Annotated in this window: 18 protein-coding genes; 13 read left to right on the plus strand and 5 right to left on the minus strand. The window is 44.4% G+C overall.

Annotation, left to right across the window (positions count from 1 at the left end; genetic code table 11):
• Positions 1-68 precede the first annotated feature (68 nt).
• From EO130_RS14310 to EO130_RS14335, 6 genes are all read left to right on the plus strand, one after another.
• A complete protein-coding gene (locus EO130_RS14310; RefSeq protein WP_127142217.1) occupies positions 69-860 on the plus strand; it encodes a universal stress protein in 792 nt (263 codons plus the stop codon).
• An 18-nt stretch (positions 861-878) separates the two neighbouring features.
• A complete protein-coding gene (locus EO130_RS14315; protein WP_127142218.1) occupies positions 879-2,714 on the plus strand; it encodes an SLC13 family permease in 1,836 nt (611 codons plus the stop codon).
• An 18-nt stretch (positions 2,715-2,732) separates the two neighbouring features.
• Entirely contained in the window at positions 2,733-4,349 is a 1,617-nt protein-coding gene (gene pckA, locus EO130_RS14320) for a phosphoenolpyruvate carboxykinase (ATP) (RefSeq protein ID WP_127142219.1), read from the plus strand.
• Between the two features lie 12 nt (positions 4,350-4,361).
• Entirely contained in the window at positions 4,362-5,684 is a 1,323-nt protein-coding gene (locus EO130_RS14325) for an ATP-dependent 6-phosphofructokinase (protein WP_127142220.1), read from the plus strand.
• Between the two features lie 76 nt (positions 5,685-5,760).
• Entirely contained in the window at positions 5,761-6,060 is a 300-nt protein-coding gene (locus tag EO130_RS14330; RefSeq protein WP_127142221.1) for an HPF/RaiA family ribosome-associated protein, read from the plus strand.
• A 45-nt stretch (positions 6,061-6,105) separates the two neighbouring features.
• Entirely contained in the window at positions 6,106-6,732 is a 627-nt protein-coding gene (locus EO130_RS14335) for a hypothetical protein (RefSeq protein WP_127142222.1), read from the plus strand.
• On the opposite strand, the gene EO130_RS15505 is transcribed toward EO130_RS14335, so the two are convergent.
• The 3 genes from EO130_RS15505 to EO130_RS14345 all read right to left on the minus strand — a co-directional run bounded on the left by EO130_RS15505 (position 6,729) and on the right by EO130_RS14345 (position 9,649).
• Complete coding sequence (locus EO130_RS15505; protein ID WP_164732945.1) at positions 6,729-6,878, minus strand: hypothetical protein; 150 nt, start codon at positions 6,876-6,878, stop codon at positions 6,729-6,731. The two genes, EO130_RS14335 and EO130_RS15505, sit on opposite strands and share 4 nt — an antisense overlap.
• Positions 6,879-6,983: 105 nt before the next feature.
• Positions 6,984-8,375 carry a sugar porter family MFS transporter gene (locus EO130_RS14340; protein ID WP_127142223.1) on the minus strand — a complete coding sequence of 464 codons (1,392 nt, stop codon included), beginning with the start codon at positions 8,373-8,375 and terminating at the stop codon, positions 6,984-6,986.
• Positions 8,376-8,407: 32 nt separating this feature from the next.
• Complete coding sequence (locus EO130_RS14345; protein WP_127142224.1) at positions 8,408-9,649, minus strand: 3-deoxy-D-manno-octulosonic acid transferase; 1,242 nt, start codon at positions 9,647-9,649, stop codon at positions 8,408-8,410.
• An 82-nt stretch (positions 9,650-9,731) separates the two neighbouring features.
• Between EO130_RS14345 and EO130_RS14350 the strand changes: the two genes are divergently transcribed.
• The 3 genes from EO130_RS14350 to EO130_RS14360 are packed head-to-tail and all read left to right on the plus strand — an operon-like array spanning position 9,732 to position 12,304.
• A complete protein-coding gene (locus EO130_RS14350; RefSeq protein WP_127142225.1) occupies positions 9,732-10,886 on the plus strand; it encodes a DegT/DnrJ/EryC1/StrS family aminotransferase in 1,155 nt (384 codons plus the stop codon).
• A gap of 2 nt (positions 10,887-10,888) precedes the next feature.
• Positions 10,889-11,911 carry a UDP-glucose 4-epimerase GalE gene (gene galE / locus EO130_RS14355; RefSeq protein WP_127142226.1) on the plus strand — a complete coding sequence of 341 codons (1,023 nt, stop codon included), beginning with the start codon at positions 10,889-10,891 and terminating at the stop codon, positions 11,909-11,911.
• A gap of 36 nt (positions 11,912-11,947) precedes the next feature.
• Positions 11,948-12,304: a hypothetical protein gene (locus tag EO130_RS14360; RefSeq protein ID WP_127142227.1), complete on the plus strand. Its 357-nt coding sequence runs from the start codon at positions 11,948-11,950 to the stop codon at positions 12,302-12,304.
• Positions 12,305-12,311: 7 nt separating this feature from the next.
• Here EO130_RS14360 and EO130_RS14365 read toward each other — a convergent pair whose 3' ends face one another.
• The gene (locus EO130_RS14365) at positions 12,312-13,412 is read right to left on the minus strand and encodes an acyltransferase family protein (protein ID WP_127142228.1); all 1,101 of its coding nucleotides are present in this window, start codon (positions 13,410-13,412) and stop codon (positions 12,312-12,314) included.
• A 208-nt stretch (positions 13,413-13,620) separates the two neighbouring features.
• Here EO130_RS14365 and EO130_RS14370 point away from each other — a divergent pair, with 208 nt between their 5' ends.
• Both EO130_RS14370 and odhB read left to right on the plus strand, forming a co-directional pair.
• Complete coding sequence (locus EO130_RS14370; protein ID WP_127142229.1) at positions 13,621-16,422, plus strand: 2-oxoglutarate dehydrogenase E1 component; 2,802 nt, start codon at positions 13,621-13,623, stop codon at positions 16,420-16,422.
• Positions 16,423-16,446: 24 nt separating this feature from the next.
• Positions 16,447-17,667, plus strand: coding sequence for a 2-oxoglutarate dehydrogenase complex dihydrolipoyllysine-residue succinyltransferase (odhB, locus tag EO130_RS14375; protein ID WP_127142230.1), 1,221 nt, complete (start codon positions 16,447-16,449; stop codon positions 17,665-17,667).
• Positions 17,668-17,715: 48 nt separating this feature from the next.
• On the opposite strand, the gene EO130_RS14380 is transcribed toward odhB, so the two are convergent.
• Positions 17,716-18,156, minus strand: a complete 441-nt coding sequence (locus tag EO130_RS14380) for a retropepsin-like aspartic protease family protein (protein ID WP_127142231.1) — start codon at positions 18,154-18,156, stop codon at positions 17,716-17,718.
• A gap of 152 nt (positions 18,157-18,308) precedes the next feature.
• Between EO130_RS14380 and EO130_RS14385 the strand changes: the two genes are divergently transcribed.
• On the plus strand, positions 18,309-18,872 hold the full coding sequence (locus tag EO130_RS14385) for a hypothetical protein (RefSeq protein WP_127142232.1): 564 nt from the start codon (positions 18,309-18,311) through the stop codon (positions 18,870-18,872).
• A gap of 40 nt (positions 18,873-18,912) precedes the next feature.
• A complete protein-coding gene (locus tag EO130_RS14390; protein ID WP_127142233.1) occupies positions 18,913-19,680 on the plus strand; it encodes a TatD family hydrolase in 768 nt (255 codons plus the stop codon).
• The last annotated feature ends 2 nt before the right edge of the window (positions 19,681-19,682 follow it).

A 19,682-nucleotide genomic window follows, 5' to 3' on the forward strand; every position in this document is an offset into this window, starting at 1 on the left:
TGTCATGTTTTAGGTCGAAGCCTGATTCTACTTTTGAAAACAAATACAATTAATTAACAATCTTAGGTATGAGCAGTTTAAAAAAAGTATTGATTCCATTTGATTTTTCTGAGGCATCGGTAAATGCCTTGGAGTATGTCGTCAATTTTATAGGCACCCAAAGGTCGATTGGTATTTTAGGCCTTTACGTGGGCACCATGCCCTTGAGCGAAGCGGATAACGAAAAGCTCCGCAAGGAGTTTTCGCAATTGTTGGATTCGTTCAATACAAAGTTGAAGGTTTCTCCTGAGTTCACTACAGATACAGGGGAAGTGATCAGCACCATTCTTTCGGTCCAGGAAAAGAGCAATGCCGATTTGATCATGATGGGCACCATGGGTGATAAAATCACCGATGAGGCTATCACCAATACATCAAAATTGGTTTTAAAGGCAGATTGTCCGGTCCTCGCCATTCCCTATGGCACAGGAATAAAGGAGCCCCAGAACATCGCACTTGTGATGGGAGGAGAAAAAATTGAGGATAAAGCGGTGTTGGAAACCCTGTTGGACATGGCTCGCTCTTTTGATGCCAGGATTCATGTGTTGACCATTTATAAAGAATCCATATACGATGAGGAGGCCATTAAGGAATCCAATGAAAACCTGTTGCAGTACTATTTGGAGCATTTTTATGCGGACCATACCTTTATTAAAAGTGAGGATGTGGAGCAAGGGATATTGGACTACATCAAAGAGAAAAAGATTGATATGTTGACCATATTGCCCCGTAACCACACCGAAAAAAGTACACCTTCGGAAGGTAGGCTCACAAAACTGTTGACCCTGCACTCCGAGATTCCGGTGCTGGCACTGGACTAACCCTTTGAAATATCTAGCATGCTGCCACTGCTGATTATTCTTGGAATTACCATCATATTGTTTATATGGGGCAAATTCCCGCCCGATGTTGTGGCTCTCATGGCCATGTTATCGCTCTTTTTGACCGGTATTTTAGACCTTGGCGAAACCTTGGCGGGATTCAGTAATCCCACCGTAATTATGATTGCAGCCCTTTTCATCATTGGTGAAGGGCTCTCCAGAACAGGATGGACTGCTATGGCCGGACAGTTTTTTGTGAAATGGGCACGTAGGAATGTTTCCCGACTTTTGGTGATCGTCACCTTAGGGTCCAGTCTGTTATCGGGATTTGTTAGCAATACGGGAACCGTGGCAGCTTTGCTGCCAGTAACCGTCACTGCCGCATGGAACGCAGGCACTCTGCCTTCAAAATTGTTGATTCCAGTGGCCTTCGGTTCCAATACGGGCGGATTGTTGACCCTGACAGGGACACCGCCCAATATTATTGTGAGCAATGCCTTGGCCCAAAATGGTTTTACGGGCTTTTCGTTCTTTGAATTTGGATTGATAGGAGTGCCATTGCTCCTTATCTCTATCCTTTATTTTCGATATGTTGGCCACAGGCTGCTTCCCGAACATCGGACGAACAACAAACCCATGGCCATTGATCAGGAAATGCATAAGTGGATCGAAAATTACAGTATCGGGGACAACCTATATCGTCTACGAATTCGTTCCATGTCGCAATTGATCAACACCAAGATTGGGGATTGGAATTTTGAATCGGAACATAAGGTATCCGTAATGAGGCTAAAACGAAGACATCCCAACAAGCTCCAAAGGATTCCCCAATTTGTGGAAATGCCGGGCTTGGATACGGAAATGCGATATCACGATATCATTACCGTAAAGGGCGAGCCCGAGGATGTGGATAAGTTGGTCTTGAAGTTTCATTTGGGTGTAATCCCGTTGAAACCCGAGAAGGATATGCTCAAAAAAGAGTTGATCAACCAAGAGGTGGGCATGGCAGAAATGATCATTACCCCAAAATCGGTTTTTGTTGGGAAAACAGTACCCTTAGGCCACTACCTCAAACAGGCAGGAGTGCAGCTTTTGGCAGTTTCGAGGGATAATGCCCCATTAATGGGAAAAATCAAGATCAAAGCAGGTGATGCCTTTGTAATCAGGGGGCAGTGGGAAAACATTATTGCCCTGAAATCCGTGTATGAGAACTTGGTGATATCGGGAAGTCCGGAAGCACTGTCCAAAAACGTAGACCAATTGACCACCAAGAGTTACATTGCCTTGGGCACTTTGGTGTTGATGGTCCTTCTCTTGGTGCTGAATGTATTGCCGGGTGCCATGGCGGCCCTCATATGTGCAGGGATAATGATGTTGACCGGATGTGTGCCCATTTCCAAGGCATACCAAGGGATAAGTTGGACCAGTGTGGTGATGATTGCTGCCATGATTCCCATGGGATTGGCGTTGCAAAAAACAGGGGTGGCTCAACTTGCCGCAGAAAGTCTGGTAAGCAGTTTGGGAAGCATCCATCCGGTGGCCTTATTGGCTGGAATTTTCCTGTTGACCGCAGCCTTTAGTCAAACCATCAACAATTCGGCAACTGCGGTGTTGATGGCGCCGATAGCCATCATTGCTTCGACCACATTGGGAGTTTCGCCAAAACCCTTTATGATCGCGGTAGCCGTGAGTGCATCTACGGCATTTTTGACCCCGGTAGGCACTACCACAAACGCTATGGTGATGGTGGCGGGAGGATATAAATTTATAGATTATGTAAAAGTGGGCGGCCCGTTGCTCCTGCTTTTCTTTATAGCAACATTAGTATTGGTTCCATGGATATGGAGCTTCTAACCATTAAAATCGAAAGATATGAGCACAAACAAAGATCTTGGTAAGTACGGATTAAAAAATGTCACGGCGCAATGGAACCTGGACGCGGAGACATTACAACGACTGACTGTGGAAAAAGGTATGGGTGTAGAAACCGAAAATGGCACTCTATGCATCAATACCGGAAAATTTACTGGACGTTCTCCGAAGGACCGTTTTTTGGTGAAGGACGATTACACAAAGGACAAGGTATGGTGGGGCAGGATCAATAAGGCCGTTTCACCCGAAAACTTTGATAAATTATATGATGAGGTGGTCAACTATCTTAGCGGAAAGGAAGTTTTTGTCCGAGATGCTGCGGTATGCGCCGATCCCAAATATAAGATGAACGTAAGAACCATTACGGAATACCCATGGTCCAACTACTTCATCAAAAACATGTTCTTGAGATTGGATGAAAGCGAATTGGAGAATTTTGAAGAAGAGTGGTTGGTATTGTGCGCTCCAGGGTATGAGACAGACAAGCCAGCCGAACACGGAATTTTGAGCGGAAACTTTTCTATACTTAACTTCACCAAAAAAATTGCCTTGGTGGCTGGTTCGGCCTACACAGGAGAGATGAAAAAGGGTATTTTTTCTGCTCTGAATCTTATTCTTCCCACGGAAAAAGAGGTTTTGCCAATGCACTGCTCCGCCAATGTTGGCGAAGCTGGCGATACCGCCATTTTCTTCGGACTTTCCGGAACGGGAAAAACTACTTTGTCCGCTGACCCTGAGAGAAAACTTATCGGGGACGATGAGCACGGGTGGACCAAGGAGGATACCATATTCAATTTTGAGGGAGGATGCTATGCGAAGGTGATTGACCTGACCGAAGAAAAGGAACCCGATATTTATAGGGCCATACGCCCAGGGGCACTCTTGGAAAACGTGGTGTTCAAAGAAGGCACCAAAGAAGTGGATTATTTTGATAGCACGATCACCCAAAACACTAGGGTAAGCTATCCCATTCATCATATCGACAACATTCAGGAGCCATCTTATGCTTCCAACCCCAAAAATATCTTTTTCTTAACTTGTGATGCCTTTGGCGTTTTGCCACCTGTCGCTAAATTGACCCCAGGTCAAGCAGCGTACCATTTCATTTCGGGCTATACGGCCAAGGTGGCGGGAACGGAAGCAGGGATTACCGAGCCCGTCCCATCGTTCTCTGCCTGTTTTGGGGAGCCATTTATGCCTTTGCACCCAGCGGTATATGCCGAAATGTTGAGTGAAAAAATGAAGGCATCGGGAGCGAACGTTTGGTTAATCAATACCGGGTGGAGCGGCGGACCCTACGGAGTGGGATCCAGGATCAAGCTGAAATATACCAGAGCTATGATTTCTGCCATCTTGGAAGGTAAATTGGATGATATTGATTATGATACACATCCCATTTTTGGCCTACATATGCCAAAGTATTGTCCCGGCGTTCCAACCGAAATTTTGGACCCGATGAACACATGGCTGCAAAAAGGAGCCTATGTGAGCAAAGCAATACAGTTGGCACATTCGTTCCATATCAACTTTGATAAGTTTGCAAGCCAAGCTACCGAAGAGATTATGAACGGTGGACCACTGATCGATTCGCACCATAGTTTGACAGAACACCTTTAACATATTATATAAGTGACCGATAAGAATAGATTCAACATAGAAAGCTTAGGGGCGTCCAATTTCCGGTCGCCACTACAATTGAGTACGATTAAGGGAGACAACATCTTTAATTTTGTAAGTGATGGGGATAGGTTGGTATTCGACCCTTCCATTTCTTACTTTAATCACTGCCTGACCAATAAAGAGGAACCAGTGTGTCTGGAAAAGGCTGGTCCAAGACAAGACCTCTTTTTTGATGCCAAGAACACTACGGCGGCCATAGTCACCTGTGGTGGCTTGTGCCCGGGAATCAACAATGTGATCCGTGGACTGGTCATGGCACTTCATTATTTCTATGGAATCAAAAAAATTATTGGTATTCCCTACGGCTACGAAGGGCTGAATCCAGATAAAGGACATGAACTTGTGGAACTGACACCGGATAAGGTGAAGGATATCCATCAATTTGGAGGAACTTTTTTAGGGTCTTCCCGTGGTGCACAGGATGTGTCGGTGATGGTGGATACCTTAGAAAACAATCAAGTGGACATGCTGTTCGCCATAGGCGGTGATGGCACCTTGAAAGGGGTGAACGCCATTGGTGAGGAAATCGCCAAACGGAACGGTAAGATCAGCGTGGTCGGCATACCAAAAACCATCGATAATGATATCGATCTCATCGATGAGTCTTTTGGTTTTGAGACAGCTTTTGATGTGGCCAGCCCTATTTTACGCGATGCCCATAATGAGGCCACGGGTGCCTTCAACGGAATTTCCATCATCAAACTCATGGGAAGGGATAGCGGCTTTATAGCGGCATCAGCGGCACTGGCCATGCCTGTGGTCAATTTTGTACTGATACCCGAAATGGACTTTTCCTTGGAAGGGGAACATGGCTTTTTAAAAATTTTGGAGGAGCGATTGGAGCAGAAAAAACATGCCGTAATCGTTGTGGCCGAAGGGGCCGGACAACAATTGTTCACCAAAAAAGAGGAAGTGAAGGACGCATCGGGGAACGTCCAGCATCAAGACATTGGGGTTTTCCTAAAGGAAAAAATAGCAGACCACTTCAAAGGGAAAAGGCCGGTCACCATCAAATACATAGACCCTAGCTACATTGTGAGATGCGCTCCGGCCAACTCCAGCGACAGTGTCTACTGTAGCAGATTGGCCTATCACGCAGTACACGGGGCCATGGCCGGAAAAACCAAGTTTGTGGCCAGTAAGATCAACAACCGGTACGTTTATGTTCCCATTACCGAAGTGACGAAAAAGAGAAAAAAAATCGATTTGGAAGGTGAGTTTTGGTTCTCGGTGCTACAAAGTACGGGACAGCCATTTTCGTTGGGACAATAATCGGATTTAAACTGACAATTGTCATTAAATTTAAAATGAAAGGGTCATAGATTTGACCATAATCAAAACAATAATCATGGAAGTACATGTTCAATATCAAAAGATGATGACCAGCGATGCGCTGACCCAATTGTTAATGAAAAAGTTAGAGGGGCTGGAACAAAAATATAGTTGGTTGATCAAAGCCAATGTGCTGTTCAAGACCGAAAATGATAAAACAGGAGAGGGTAAAATCTGTGAAATAGAATTGAGTGCCCCTGGTCCACGAATTTTTGCCAAATCCGATACCGACGATTTTGAAAAGTCCATGTCCAAGACGATAGACGACCTCAAAAGGCAGTTGGAGAAAAGACAGGCTACCTTTAGCACACACTGAACAAAAGTGAAGTCCTTGCTGCACACGAATCTATAAATCTATACAATGAAAGCGACATTAATCGGTCTAAGTCTTCTGCTCCTTATGGGATGCTCGTCCACCAAATTGGTGGGTACATGGAAGAATCCGGATACCGTAATCTTTGATGCCTATCAAGTACTGGTAGTCGGAATGACACAGGAAGATGCCACTCGTGTGGAATTTGAGACCAAATTTGCCGATGCGCTTAAGAGTCAAGGTGTAGATGCCGTGCGCAGCATTGACCTTTTTGATGTGGAATTTACATCTGCCGAACGATCTGAACAGGAATTGGCAGAAGTAGAGGAGCAGCTATTGGATAAAGGGTTTGATGCCATCCTTTTCACCAAGCTTGTGGGTACGGAGAACCGAAGGACCTTTAAAGAGCATCTCAATGACATGGACAAATTGTTCATGCGATTCAGTACGGATTACCTGGAGCACCAAGACATCTATTACGACCCTGAGTACTACGATACTTTTAGTATTTATCACGCGGAGACGTCGCTCTACTGTATTTGTATTGGAAAGGAAATAGAACTAATTTGGAGGGGAGAGGTTAATGTTACCGAACCCAATAACATCAACAAAGCAATTGATTCCTATATCAAATTAGTGACAAAATCAATGGGAGAGGTAGATGTGATTTTTTAAGACGACATTCCCAAGGCCTCCAAAACCCCTAAAAAGTCCAAAACAATCAAAACCGGAATTGCGATCAGAATAACAATCAATATGAAAACCATGATGCGCAAAAAACCGACCATAAGTTTGTTGCCAAAGCTAATTTCATCTGCCATAATAGTGTAATTTCTTTCAATTTAAGAAATTATTTGCGCATTCCCTTTATTTTCCATTGTACTATTCGACTAACGGATGGATTTGCGGCATGTGCTGTAAACCAATTATTTGGAGCGTTCGTTTTTACGGCTGAGCAATTTGCCTAGCTCTTCGAGGCTAATTCCCTTGGTCTCCGGCATCATAAAGATGACCCACAGCAATTGGAGCACCATCATAACGGCAAAGAAGATAAAGATGGGCCAGGGATTATCCTTAAAAATCCCAATCTCGGCATCAAGAAAAGTTGGGGTGAGTAATGTAATGAGTGCGGCAAAGACCCAGTGTGTACCTGTTCCCCAAGATTGTCCGTAGGAACGCACCTTATTAGGGAATATTTCGGAAATGAACACCCAAATCACTGCACCCTGCCCCACAGCATGCGAGGCGATAAAAATCAATATAAAAGTGAGCAGCAATACCGAACTTGCACCGGAGTAAAAGCACCAGCCCACCATGGCCAAGCTAATGATGTAGCCAATGGAACCGATATACATTAATTGCTTGCGCCCAAGCTTATCGATCAAGGAGATGCCCACAAAGGTGAATATGAGATTGATGACCCCTATGGAAATGGAACTAAAGAGTGATTCGCCCGAAGCAAGGCCAGCACGTTCGAGAATTTCAGGAGCGTAGTACAGTACAAAATTGATGCCCGACAATTGATTGAAAAAGGCAATCAAGAAGGCCAGCATAAGTGGTTTGTTATACTTTCCTGAAAACAGGCTGTCTTGTTGCTTTTCAGTGGTCTCCACCAAAGCGATTTTGATTTCTTCCAAATGTATAGACGCCCTGTCCTTGGCGATGCCCAATAAGGTAATGGACTCCATCACGATGGCATCGGCACGATTCTTCATGAGCAACCATCTGGGGCTGTTCGGTATTTTAAATACCATTAGGGTGTAGATCAAAGCAGGTAGCCCTTCAATGCCCAACATCCAGCGCCAAGCGATGCTTTCATCAAAAATAATCCCAATGAGATAGTTGGAAATAAATGCGATGAGGATACCAAAAACAATATTGAACTGGTACATGGCCGTCAACCGGCCCCGGGTCTGTGCCGTGGAAATCTCCGAAATATAAACCGGAGCCGCAACGGAGGATGCTCCTACGCCAATACCACCGATAAATCTGAACAGTGAAAAACTGTACGGTTCAGGAGCAAACGCAGAGCCAACTGCCGACGCAAAATAGAGGATTCCAATCCAGAACAAGGTTTTCTTGCGTCCCAACCTATCGGTGGGAATCCCGCCAAAAAGCGAGCCCAACACCGTTCCCCAAAGGGCCATGGACATGATAAAAATACCGTGGAACGTAAAAATGGAATCGCCCAAGAACCAGTTGGTCTGCCAAATTTCCTTTATGGGCTGGTTGGCACCGGAGATCACAACGGTGTCGAACCCAAACAAAAAGCCCGCTAGGGCCGCCGTCAACGAAATTCTAAAAATGCGCTTGTCCATGTAGGTTGAATTTTGCTAAAGCTAACCAAATTTTACAAAACCGTGGAAATGTATTTCATGATCAAATCGGACGCCCCCTTGTTGGAGTTGATGTAATCCGAATTGATTTTCCCCTTATTTTGTAGCGTGGTCGGATGGTCGAGCAAATCTTTCATCAAATTGATAAAACTGTCTTTGCTGGAAACTGGAACTATACCTCCTGCCTTAACCAGGTCTTCTGCTTCCTTGAAGCCTTCAAATTGCGGGCCTATGACAATGGGTATCCCAAAAACCGCTGGTTCCATGGTATTGTGCAATCCTGTGGCAAAGCCACCGCCCACATAGGCAATATTGGCATAACTGTAAATCTTGGTCAATAGCCCAATAGTGTCAATGATCAAGACATCCACTTCCTTTAAATTTTGGTTGCCCAGTTCGGAATAGCAAACCGTATTTTTTTTGAGTGCGGCGGTAATTTTATCAATATGCGACGGCTTAATTTGATGTGGGGCAATCACCAACTTCAATCGTTCTTTAGTATGGTTGATGTAATCGATAAGGATGGCCTCGTCTTCCGGCCAAGTGCTCCCCGCAACCAAACACAATTGATTGTTCTTGAAACTGTCCATAAAATCCAACCGATTGTTGCGTTCCAGAATTTCCGATACGCGGTCCAGTCGGGTATCGCCTCCCACTTGCGCGTTTGCAATGCCAATGGACTCCAATAGCTTTTTGGAATCATCATCCTGCACAAAGTATGCATCGAATTTTTGAAGGCTTTTCCGCATAAACCCACCATAGGCCTTAAAATAGATTTGTCTTTTGGAAAAAATGGCCGATATCAAAAGGGTAGGAATGTTTTGTTTTTTTAACTGATGTAGATAGTTGGGCCAAACCTCGTACTTCACAAAAATGGCCAGTTCGGGTTGTACCAGTTTCAAAAAACGTTTGGCGTTGGAAAGATGGTCAATGGGCAGATAGACCACCACATCGGCTGCTGGGGTATTCTTTTTTACCTCATAACCGGAAGGTGAGAAGAAACTGAGCACTAATTTATGGTTGGGATATTGGGAGCGCAAGCGCTCCAAAATGGGCAATCCTTGCTCAAATTCGCCCAAAGAGGCTACATGCATCCAAATGGTTATGTCCCCAGGAGCCAATTTTTCTTTCAAAATGGAGAACGTTTGCTTCCTGCCATGGACAAACAACTTGATCTTGGCATTGAAAAGGGCGACCACATGTAGGCCTAACCAGGTAATGTTGATGAGAATATGGTAAATAAAACGCAAAGACATCTTTTTTGCTAAAATACATTCTTTCGGTCAGAGGCCATTATAGCATCTTAATTTCTTAATTTTGAATCATTAATTTATTCGGATGAAAAAAATTCAAATGGTTGACCTCAAAGGTCAGTATGAAGGCATAAAAACAGAGGTCAATGAAGCCATAGCGGAAATCTTGGACTCTTCCGCGTTCATAAATGGTCCACATGTGCAAGCGTTCCAAAACGAATTGCAGGATTATTTAGGGGTAAAGCATGTGATTCCATGTGCAAACGGAACCGACGCCCTCCAAATATGTATGATGGGACTTGGATTAAAGCCAGGTGATGAGGTGATCACAGCCGATTTCACCTTCGCCGCAACCGTAGAGGTGATTGGTCTGTTACAATTGACGCCGGTTTTGGTAGATGTACGCCAAGATACTTTTAATATCGATGTCAACGCTATTGAAAAGGCCATTACACCAAAAACCAAGGCCATTGTGCCCGTCCATCTATTCGGGCAATGTGCCGATATGGATGCGATTATGGAACTGGCGAAAAAACATGATCTCTATGTAATCGAGGATAATGCGCAAGCCATAGGTGGATCTTACTTCTCCAAAGATGGTTCCAAGCAAAAGGCGGGTACCATTGGGCATATTGGAGCCACCTCTTTTTTTCCATCCAAGAACCTAGGCTGTTATGGGGACGGGGGTGCCATCTTTACCAATGATGATGATTTGGCACATATCATTCGTGGAATCGTAAATCACGGGATGTACAAAAGATATTATCACGATGTGGTCGGTGTCAATTCCCGATTGGACTCCATTCAGGCAGCGGTATTGCGTGCCAAGCTTCCCAAATTGGATTATTATAACCAGAAGCGTTGGGAGGCAGCATCAAAATATACCAAGGCATTCCGAGGCCAAGAGCATATTGTGCCGCCGCGCATACCTTGTGAATGCGAAATCGGGAAAAGTCTTTGCGACTGTCATGTGTTCCACCAGTACACCCTTCGTATTTTGAACGGAAAACGGGATGGTCTTGTGCAACATTTGAACGATAACGACGTTCCCTGTGGTGTGTATTATCCAGTACCACTGCATAAACAAAAGGCCTATGCCGATGAACGATACAATGAAGATGATTTCCCTGTGACCAACCAATTGGTAAACGAGGTGATTTCTTTGCCCATGCATACGGAGCTGGATGATGAACAAATTGATTACATAACCAATTTGGTTATCGACTTTGTAAACAAATAAACATGAAAATACTTGTAACTGGTGGTCTGGGCTTTATTGGTTCCCATACTGCAGTGGAACTCCAGAATGAGGGCCATGAGGTGGTCATTGTGGACAACCTCTCCAATTCTTCCAAGGATGTTTTGGATGGTATTATCGCCATAACGGGAAAAAGACCCATTTTTGAAGAATTTGACCTACGTGAAAAATCAAAGGTTCAAGATTTCTTCACTAAACACAGCGATATTGCAGGTGTTATCCATTTTGCAGCATCCAAAGCGGTAGGGGAAAGCGTGGAAAACCCATTGTTGTATTATGAGAACAATCTTGGGGTGCTGGTCTACATCCTTCAAGAGCTAAAGAAAAAGAACGGTGCGAGTTTTATTTTCAGTAGCTCCTGTACCGTTTATGGCCAAGCGGACCAAATGCCGATTACCGAATCCGCCCCGGTTAAACCTGCCGAATCCCCTTACGGAAATACCAAACAAGTGGGAGAAGAAATTATTCGGGATATCTGCAAGGTAACACCAGAACTTAAGGCGATTGCCCTTCGATATTTTAATCCTATTGGAGCGCATCCTTCCGTAAAGTTGGGTGAATTGCCCATTGGAGTGCCCCAAAATTTGGTTCCTTTTATCACACAAACAGGGGTTGGGTTGCGCAAGGAGCTCTCTGTGTTTGGAGATGACTACCCCACCGAGGACGGCACCTGTATTCGAGATTATATCCATGTAGTGGATTTGGCAAAGGCCCACGTTGCAGCCCTTCAGCGATTGTTGGAAAACAAAAATGAAAGCAACTACGAGGTTTTTAATTTGGGCACAGGAAAAGGCAGTTCCGTATTGGAGGTAATACAGAGCTTTGAGCGTGTTACTGGTGAAAAGTTAAACTATAAAATTGTGGGTAGGCGGCCAGGTGATGTCATTCAGGCGTATGCCGATACCACCAAGGCCAACCAAGTATTGGGGTGGAAAGCAGAATCCAGTTTGGACGATGCCATGAAATCGGCCTGGGAATGGGAGAAAAAGGTAAGAAACGCCACATAGGTCGTCCTAAATTGCCTTTTTTATCGTAGATAAGGTATGCTGTCCAACTTTACAAACAGTCTGGAGTTGCTGGAAGCGGTCCAGCAGGAACAACTCTATCACAAATTGCTACATCAGCTCAAAAAGGATTTTGAATTGGCCAATGTGCCTATAAATATCCCTATGGACATTGCTCCCGAAGAGCTCAAAAGCACCATTCACGAGAAAGTCTATTTTCTAATGGTGGAAAAGTTCCCCGAATATCTAAACCTTTTGTATGTGGTAGATATTTCTGAAAAGGAAGTCAAAAAAATAGCTCCCGCCGATGTGGTCGACATTTCGGCGGAAGTATCTTTTTTACTGTTGAAACGGGAATGGCAAAAGGTATGGTACAAGGCCAAATATAGCCGCTGACCTAGCATCAGACTTTTACGTAGATACCTTTCTTGTCCATAATATAGCCTACCAGCCAGCAGGTGAGCATCACCCAAAGCGCAAACAGGAACGAGCCTACATAGCCTCCCGACCAAGAGATGAATATGGTATCGGCTATCCAACTGTACAGCGACTGCCCATTCACATCAATGGCAAAAAGGGTAATGATGAAAAGTTCTGACAAGAGATAAATGAACAAGGTGTTTTTGCCAAAGACCTCAAAAAAGTAACTCCATCCCTTTGTTTTTTTCATATCGAGGAAATAGATGAGAATGGCTATCACAAAAAGGTCGATACCACAGGTGAGCAAAACAAAGGAGCTGGTCCACAGTTTTTTATTGATGGGCAAAATAAGGTCCCAGGCCAAGCCTGCAAATACAAGTGCACAACCGACCATCATCAATTTGGCAACGGTTTCGAAGTTTTGGCCATTGTTTTGGATAAACCGTCCGGCCAAGTACCCTATAATCACGTTGACAATGGCAGGAAGCGTACTCAATAATCCCTCGGGGTCAAAAGGTATGCCCTCTCCTTTGTACATATGGTCAGTACCTATCAGCCATTGGTCCAGTTGCAGCACGGCATTCCCGGTCAAGGTAAGATCACCAAAGCCTATCAAAATAAGATGGTAGCCCACCAAAAAGGCTACGCTGAGCCATATGGCAGTTCTGGTCTTCACAAAGTGAAGAATGATCGAGGCAAACATATAACAGAGTGCGATTCGCTGTAAAACTCCAAAAATCCGTGTTTCGGAAAAAGGTTTTAGCTGGCCGTCGTCAAAAAACGGGTACCAGTACATCAAAAAGCCCAACAAAAAGATGATGGCCGTTCGCTTCAATATTTTTTTGAAAACAGCGGATTGCCCCATGCTTTCGTACTTCTTCATGCTAAAGCTCATGGAATTTCCCACCACGAACAAAAAGGTGGGAAAAACAAGATCGGTCAAGGTAAAACCGTTCCATTCGGCGTGCAACAATGGGGAAAAGGTAGTAGCGTAGTTCCCAGGAGAATTTACAATGATCATCAAGGCGACATCCAGACCCCTGAAGACATCCAAGGAGAGGTATCGATTTTTAAATAAGGACATATTGGTTTGATTAGTTGGCCCTCCAAGTTAAATTATTTTTAGTTTCCCCTGTTAATTTCAGTTAAAAATTTCATTTTTAGTGCTATCCTGTTTATTCTGTGATATAGTTGTAAATTTGAAGAAGAATTTATGGGCAATGCGAGCATATGAACGCTAAAACCCGTATTTTTGACAAAATTTTCCATAAAGTTTTGGAGAAACAGAAAGAATGGACAAATATTCATTTTTAAACGCTGCGCATACATCATTCTTTGCGGAGCAATACGATAAATATCTAACGAATCCAGATAACGTAGAGCCCAGTTGGAGGGCTTTTTTTCAGGGTTTTGATTTCGGTTTGGAAGGTTCCTTGGAGGATTTGGGCATCGACTCGGATAAGAGTGGCATGGTCGTACTCACCAATGGAAGAAAGGTGGAAATGCCGGAAACCCTGCAAAAGGAGTTCCAGGTCATCCGTTTGATTGACGGATACCGCTCCCGGGGGCACCTCTTTACCAAGACCAACCCCGTTAGGGAAAGGAGAAAGTATGAGCCAACCTTGGAAATCGACAATTTTGGACTTACGCAAGAGGACTTGGATACCGTTTTTGATGCCGGGAAAATCCTAGGAATAGGTCCCGCATCCTTGAAAGAGATCATCCGTCACTTGGAGAGTATCTATTGTGATGCCATTGGGGTGGAGTATATGTACATCCGAACCCCGGAGCGTATTCAGTGGATTCAGGATTGGCTCAACAAGAACGATAATCATCCCGATTATACACCGGAGGAGAAGAAGAACATTCTTAGAAAATTGAACGAGGCTGTATCCTTCGAGAGCTTTTTGCACACCAAATATGTGGGACAAAAGCGTTTTTCATTGGAAGGTGGAGAATCCTTGATTCCTGCTTTGGATGTGATTATTGAAAAGGCCGCCGACCAAGGGGTGAAACAATTTGTGGTGGGGATGGCCCATAGGGGTCGTTTGAACGTGCTCACCAATATCTTTGGGAAATCTCCCAAGGATATTTTTAGCGAGTTTGATGGAAAGGATTACGAGGAAACCATCTTTGATGGGGATGTGAAATATCACTTGGGATGGACCTCCAAAAGAGAGACCGACTCAGGGAAAATGGTCAACATGAACATAGCCCCGAACCCATCGCACTTGGAGACCGTCAATTCCATAGTTGAAGGTATTGCAAGGGCCAAGCAGGATAGAGATCACGGCGACAATATTTCTGAGGTGCTCCCTATTTTGATTCACGGAGATGCCGCCTTTGCTGGGCAGGGTGTGGTGTACGAAGTGATACAGATGGCCCGTTTGGAGGGCTACACTACGGGAGGTACCATTCATATTGTGGTGAACAACCAAATTGGATTTACCACGAACTATTTGGATGCCAGATCATCAACCTACTGTACCGATGTGGGCAAAGTGACCCTTTCCCCGGTACTTCATGTAAATGCTGACGACGCAGAGGCAGTGGTGCACGCCACAACCTTTGCCTTGGAATATAGAATGCGTTACAAGCGCGATATTTTCTTGGACCTGTTGGGTTACCGTAAATACGGGCACAACGAGGGTGACGAACCCAAGTTTACACAGCCCCTATTGTACAAATCCATTTCCAAGCATAAAAATCCAAGGGATATTTACGCAGAGAAGTTGATTGCTGAAGGCATTATCGACGAGAACTACGTTAAAGAGCTAGAGGAAAAATACAAGAACGATTTGGAGGAGAACCTTATGGATTCCCGTAAAATCGAGAAGACCAGGATAACTCCGTTCATGCAAGATGAATGGGAAGGGTTTGAGCAGGTAACCGAAGAGGTGATGCTGCAACCCATGGATACTTCGTACGACCTCAAAAAATTGGATGAAATTGCCAAGAGTATCACCAAACTTCCTGAGGATAAAAAATTCTTGAGGAAATTGGAACGATTGGTGGAGGGCCGTCATCAAATGTATTTTGAGGACAACAAGCTGGATTGGGCCATGGGTGAGTTGTTGGCTTACGGCTCATTGATTGAGGAAGGCTATGATGTGCGTATGACAGGTCAAGATGTGGAAAGGGGAACCTTCTCGCATAGGCATGCGGTCATCAAAACCGAAATGCACGAAGAAGAAGTGGTGTTGTTGAATGAAATGGGTGATAACCAAAATGGGAAGTTCCACATCTATAACTCATTGCTTTCAGAATATGCAGTGATGGGATTTGATTATGGTTACGCCATGGCAAGCCCAAAAACATTGACCATTTGGGAGGCTCAGTTCGGTGATTTCAGTAACGGTGCCCAAATCATCATTGACCAATATCTGTCATCCGCAGAAGACAAATGGAAATTGCAAAATGGATTGGTACTTCTCTTGCCGCATGGGTATGAAGGTCAGGGAGCGGAGCACTCATCTGCCCGCATGGAAAGGTACTTGCAATTGTGCGCCAAGGACAATATGTTCGTGGCCGATGTGACCACGCCTGCCAACTTGTTCCATCTCTTCCGTAGACAAATGAAGGCCAATTTCCGTAAGCCATTGGTGGTTTTTACGCCTAAAAGTTTGTTGAGGCACCCCAAAGTGGTTTCCACTAAGGAAGAAATGGCCAATGGAAGTTTCCAAATGGTTATAGATGATGCAGATGTTAAGGCTAGCAAAGTGAAGACATTGGTATTCTGCACCGGTAAGTTCTACTATGATCTTTTGGAGAAAAGAGAGGAGCTTGGACGGGAGGAAGATGTGGCTTTGGTCCGTTTGGAACAATTGTTTCCACTGCCAGCCAAAGAAATGCGAAGCATTATCAAAAAATACAAGAATGCAGACGACATCGTATGGGCCCAAGAAGAGCCCCGAAACATGGGAGCTTGGAGCCATATGTTGATGCATTTGGACGAAGCTAAGCAATTTAGGGTGGCTTCCCGAAGATTCTATGGCGCCCCTGCAGCAGGTAGTGCCGTGCGCTCCAAAAGACGTCATGCCGAAGTGTTGGAATACGTTTTTGACAAGAGCAAGGACAATATGCAAATAAGATAATATCACGATTAAACGATAAATAGAATGGTTTTAGAAATGAAAGTTCCCTCACCAGGGGAATCCATTACAGAGGTAGAGATTGCCGAGTGGTTGGTCGAGGATGGAGACTATGTGGAGAAGGACCAGGCCATAGCCGAGGTAGACTCGGACAAGGCTACATTGGAGCTTCCTGCCGAGGAGAGCGGAATTATTACCCTTAAGGCCGAAGTAGGCGACGCTGTTGCCGTTGGTGAGGTAGTTTGCCTTATTGATACAAGCGCCAAAAAACCAGAAGGTTCATCTGGTGATTCTGGTAAAAAAGAGGAGTCCAAAAAAGAAGAGCCTAAAAAGGAAGCACCCAAGAAAGAAGAGCCCAAAAAGGAAACCTATGCTTCTGGGACACCATCGCCAGCGGCCAAGAAAATATTGGATGAAAAAGGTATTGAACCTTCATCCGTATCCGGTAGCGGAAAAGATGGCCGTATCACCAAGGATGATGCCGTGAAGGCCAAGCCATCCATGGGTACGCCCACCGGAGGCAACCGTGGTGAGAGCCGTTCTAAACTCTCCATGCTTCGCCGAAAAGTAGCTGAGCGATTGGTATCTGCCAAGAACGAAACGGCGATGTTGACCACTTTCAACGAAGTGGATATGTCCGCTATTTTCGAGTTGCGTAGCCAATACAAGGAAGAGTTCAAGGAAAAGCACGGGGTGAGTCTAGGATTTATGTCCTTCTTCACCAAGGCCGTTATCCGCGCTCTTCAAATGTATCCGGCCGTTAACTCCATGATCGATGGTAAGGAAATGATCACCTACGAGTTCTGCGACATCAGTATTGCGGTTTCAGGACCCAAAGGTTTGATGGTTCCCGTTATCCGAAATGCGGAGAATTTGACCTTCAGAGGTATCGAATCCGAAGTAAAACGATTGGCCATCCGTGCCAGGGAAGGAGAGATCACCGTGGATGAAATGACAGGGGGTACCTTTACCATTACCAACGGAGGTGTGTTCGGTTCCATGTTGTCCACCCCGATCATTAACCCGCCACAAAGTGGAATTTTGGGTATGCACAACATTGTGGAACGTGCCATTGTTCGAGATGGTGCCATTGCGATTGCTCCAGTAATGTACGTAGCGCTTTCTTATGATCACAGAATCATTGATGGTAAAGAGTCCGTTGGATTCTTGGTGGCTGTGAAAGAAGCATTGGAAAGTCCAGAAGAATTGCTGATGGACGGTAACGTGAAAAAAGCGTTGGAATTATAAATAAATGTCACCTCGAGCACAGTCGAGAGATTTATAAAACGAATGCCTTTACTTTTTTAAGTAGAGGCATTTTTTATTGTAGTCGATTACCGCTTTTCCCTTTTTGAGAAGATCTGCGCCAATAATCCCATCTACCGGCAGGGCATTATGCGATACCAACGCTTGGTTGACATGGGTAAGATCAAAAAGAACAACCTTCTGCTTTTTCTTTTTCCAGTCGCCAATCTCGATTTTGTTTTTATTGGAAATTAAGGTTTCCATTTCTGTGGCCCCCGCTCCGGCAGCTTTTATGTCCGTCGCCTCCGATAGCATTTTAAAAAACTCGATTTTGTCCATCCCCACACAGGTGTTGGAGGCTCCTGTATCCAAAATAAATTTACCAGTAACCCCATTAATGCTGGCCACCAACTCAAAGTGGTTGGTTTCGGTCAATACCAAAGGTATTTTAAAGTAGTCTTTGGATTTGAGGAATTTTTTGAGGGATGCCATATTAGTAATTTAGAAATGTCATGCTAAGCGCAGTCGAAGCATCAATGGTATAATTTAGAAACAAAGTTTTGGGACGTCTAAGATAACCCTATTTTTGTGTTATGTGTAAATCCAATTTCAGTAAGATTTTCAGAGGTATTCTCTTTTTGGCTATGTCGATCTTTGTATCCTGTGGAGGGAACCACCGTCAGGAAATTGATTCGGTTGAAATTGCCAATAGTTATATCGACGCGTTGAATACATCGGACTATAATGAATTGGTAGGGCTTTTTGTGGACAGCATTCGTTTTAACGAAATGGATTATGTTCGAACCTTTAGTCGGGAAGAGTATCGCTCCTTGTTTCAATGGGATTCTGTGTTTGCGCCAACATATAGAATTTTGAGTGTGAAGAAGGTTGGGGGAGAGCTTCATCTTAAAGTGTCAAAGGAGTGTGAAAGGATTAACTTTTTGCATGAAAGCCCCTTTGTTACCAATGAAATTATGCAAATCAAGGATGGAGGTATTTATCGAATCGATATTATCGAATATGTTGATTTTAATGATTCCCTTTGGGTAGGGAATCGGGAAAGACTAGTGTCTTGGATTGAGAAGAATCATCCAGAGCTCAATGGGTTTATTTACGACCAGACCAAAGAAGGGGCTCTCAAGTTTCGAAAGGCAATAGCCTATTATAAGAGCAACAGAGATTTCAATAACCGGCAAGAAAATAACTAAATGGATTCTCGCCTTCGCGAGAATAGCATAACTATTACATATGATCATAACCGATACCCATACCCATTTATATAGTGAAGCTTTTGACGAGGATAGAGATGAAATGATGCAACGGGCCTTGGATGCCGGAGTGAAACGGTTTTTTGTTCCCGCCATTGATTCTACTTACACACAGCCCATGTTGGATTTGGAAACCAATTATCCCGATAATGTGTTTTTGATGATGGGGCTGCACCCAACGCATGTCAAGGATAATTATAAGGACGAGTTGTCCCACGTAGAAGAGTGGTTGTCGAAGAAAAAATTCTACGCCGTGGGCGAAATAGGGGTGGACCTGTATTGGGACAAAACCACATTAAAAGAACAGCAAGATGCTTTTGCCTATCAGATTCGGTTGGCAAAAAAGCACCAACTCCCCATTGTAATCCATTGCCGCGATGCCTTTGATGAGGTGTTCGAGGTATTGGAACAGGAAAAAGGGGAGGGGCTCTTTGGGATTTTCCATTGTTTTACCGGAACCTTGGAGCAAGCACACCGTGCCCTTTCCTATAATATGAAATTGGGTATTGGGGGCGTGGCCACCTTTAAAAATGGTAAAATCGACCAGTTTTTAAATGAAATCGATTTGAAACACATCGTTTTGGAAACAGATGCGCCCTATTTGGCCCCTGCGCCCTATCGCGGCAAACGAAACGAAAGCTCTTACATAATAAAGGTTTTGGAAAAGCTATCATCTATATATGGTATGCCGGAAGAGGATATTGCAGCGATTACCACAGAAAACTCCAAAGAAATATTCGGAATCTGATC

Source organism: Flagellimonas marinaquae, assembly GCF_003992675.1.
GTDB lineage: Bacteria > Bacteroidota > Bacteroidia > Flavobacteriales > Flavobacteriaceae > Flagellimonas > Flagellimonas marinaquae.

Bases quoted from the DNA above. Each gene is read 5' to 3' on its own strand.
- pckA (WP_127142219.1), top strand. From the start codon at position 2,733: ATGAGCACAAACAAAGATCTTGGTAAGTACGGATTAAAAAATGTCACG.
- EO130_RS14340 (WP_127142223.1), bottom strand. From the start codon at position 8,375: ATGGACAAGCGCATTTTTAGAATTTCGTTGACGGCGGCCCTAGCGGGC.
- EO130_RS14385 (WP_127142232.1), top strand. From the start codon at position 18,309: ATGTCGATCTTTGTATCCTGTGGAGGGAACCACCGTCAGGAAATTGAT.
- EO130_RS14335 (WP_127142222.1), top strand. From the start codon at position 6,106: ATGAAAGCGACATTAATCGGTCTAAGTCTTCTGCTCCTTATGGGATGC.
- EO130_RS14330 (WP_127142221.1), top strand. From the start codon at position 5,761: ATGGAAGTACATGTTCAATATCAAAAGATGATGACCAGCGATGCGCTG.
- EO130_RS14370 (WP_127142229.1), top strand. From the start codon at position 13,621: ATGGACAAATATTCATTTTTAAACGCTGCGCATACATCATTCTTTGCG.
- EO130_RS14380 (WP_127142231.1), bottom strand. From the start codon at position 18,156: ATGGCATCCCTCAAAAAATTCCTCAAATCCAAAGACTACTTTAAAATA.
- EO130_RS14315 (WP_127142218.1), top strand. From the start codon at position 879: ATGCTGCCACTGCTGATTATTCTTGGAATTACCATCATATTGTTTATA.
- EO130_RS14345 (WP_127142224.1), bottom strand. From the start codon at position 9,649: ATGTCTTTGCGTTTTATTTACCATATTCTCATCAACATTACCTGGTTA.
- EO130_RS14360 (WP_127142227.1), top strand. From the start codon at position 11,948: ATGCTGTCCAACTTTACAAACAGTCTGGAGTTGCTGGAAGCGGTCCAG.
- galE (WP_127142226.1), top strand. From the start codon at position 10,889: ATGAAAATACTTGTAACTGGTGGTCTGGGCTTTATTGGTTCCCATACT.
- EO130_RS14310 (WP_127142217.1), top strand. From the start codon at position 69: ATGAGCAGTTTAAAAAAAGTATTGATTCCATTTGATTTTTCTGAGGCA.
- EO130_RS14365 (WP_127142228.1), bottom strand. From the start codon at position 13,412: ATGTCCTTATTTAAAAATCGATACCTCTCCTTGGATGTCTTCAGGGGT.
- EO130_RS14350 (WP_127142225.1), top strand. From the start codon at position 9,732: ATGAAAAAAATTCAAATGGTTGACCTCAAAGGTCAGTATGAAGGCATA.
- odhB (WP_127142230.1), top strand. From the start codon at position 16,447: ATGGTTTTAGAAATGAAAGTTCCCTCACCAGGGGAATCCATTACAGAG.
- EO130_RS15505 (WP_164732945.1), bottom strand. From the start codon at position 6,878: ATGGCAGATGAAATTAGCTTTGGCAACAAACTTATGGTCGGTTTTTTG.
- EO130_RS14390 (WP_127142233.1), top strand. From the start codon at position 18,913: ATGATCATAACCGATACCCATACCCATTTATATAGTGAAGCTTTTGAC.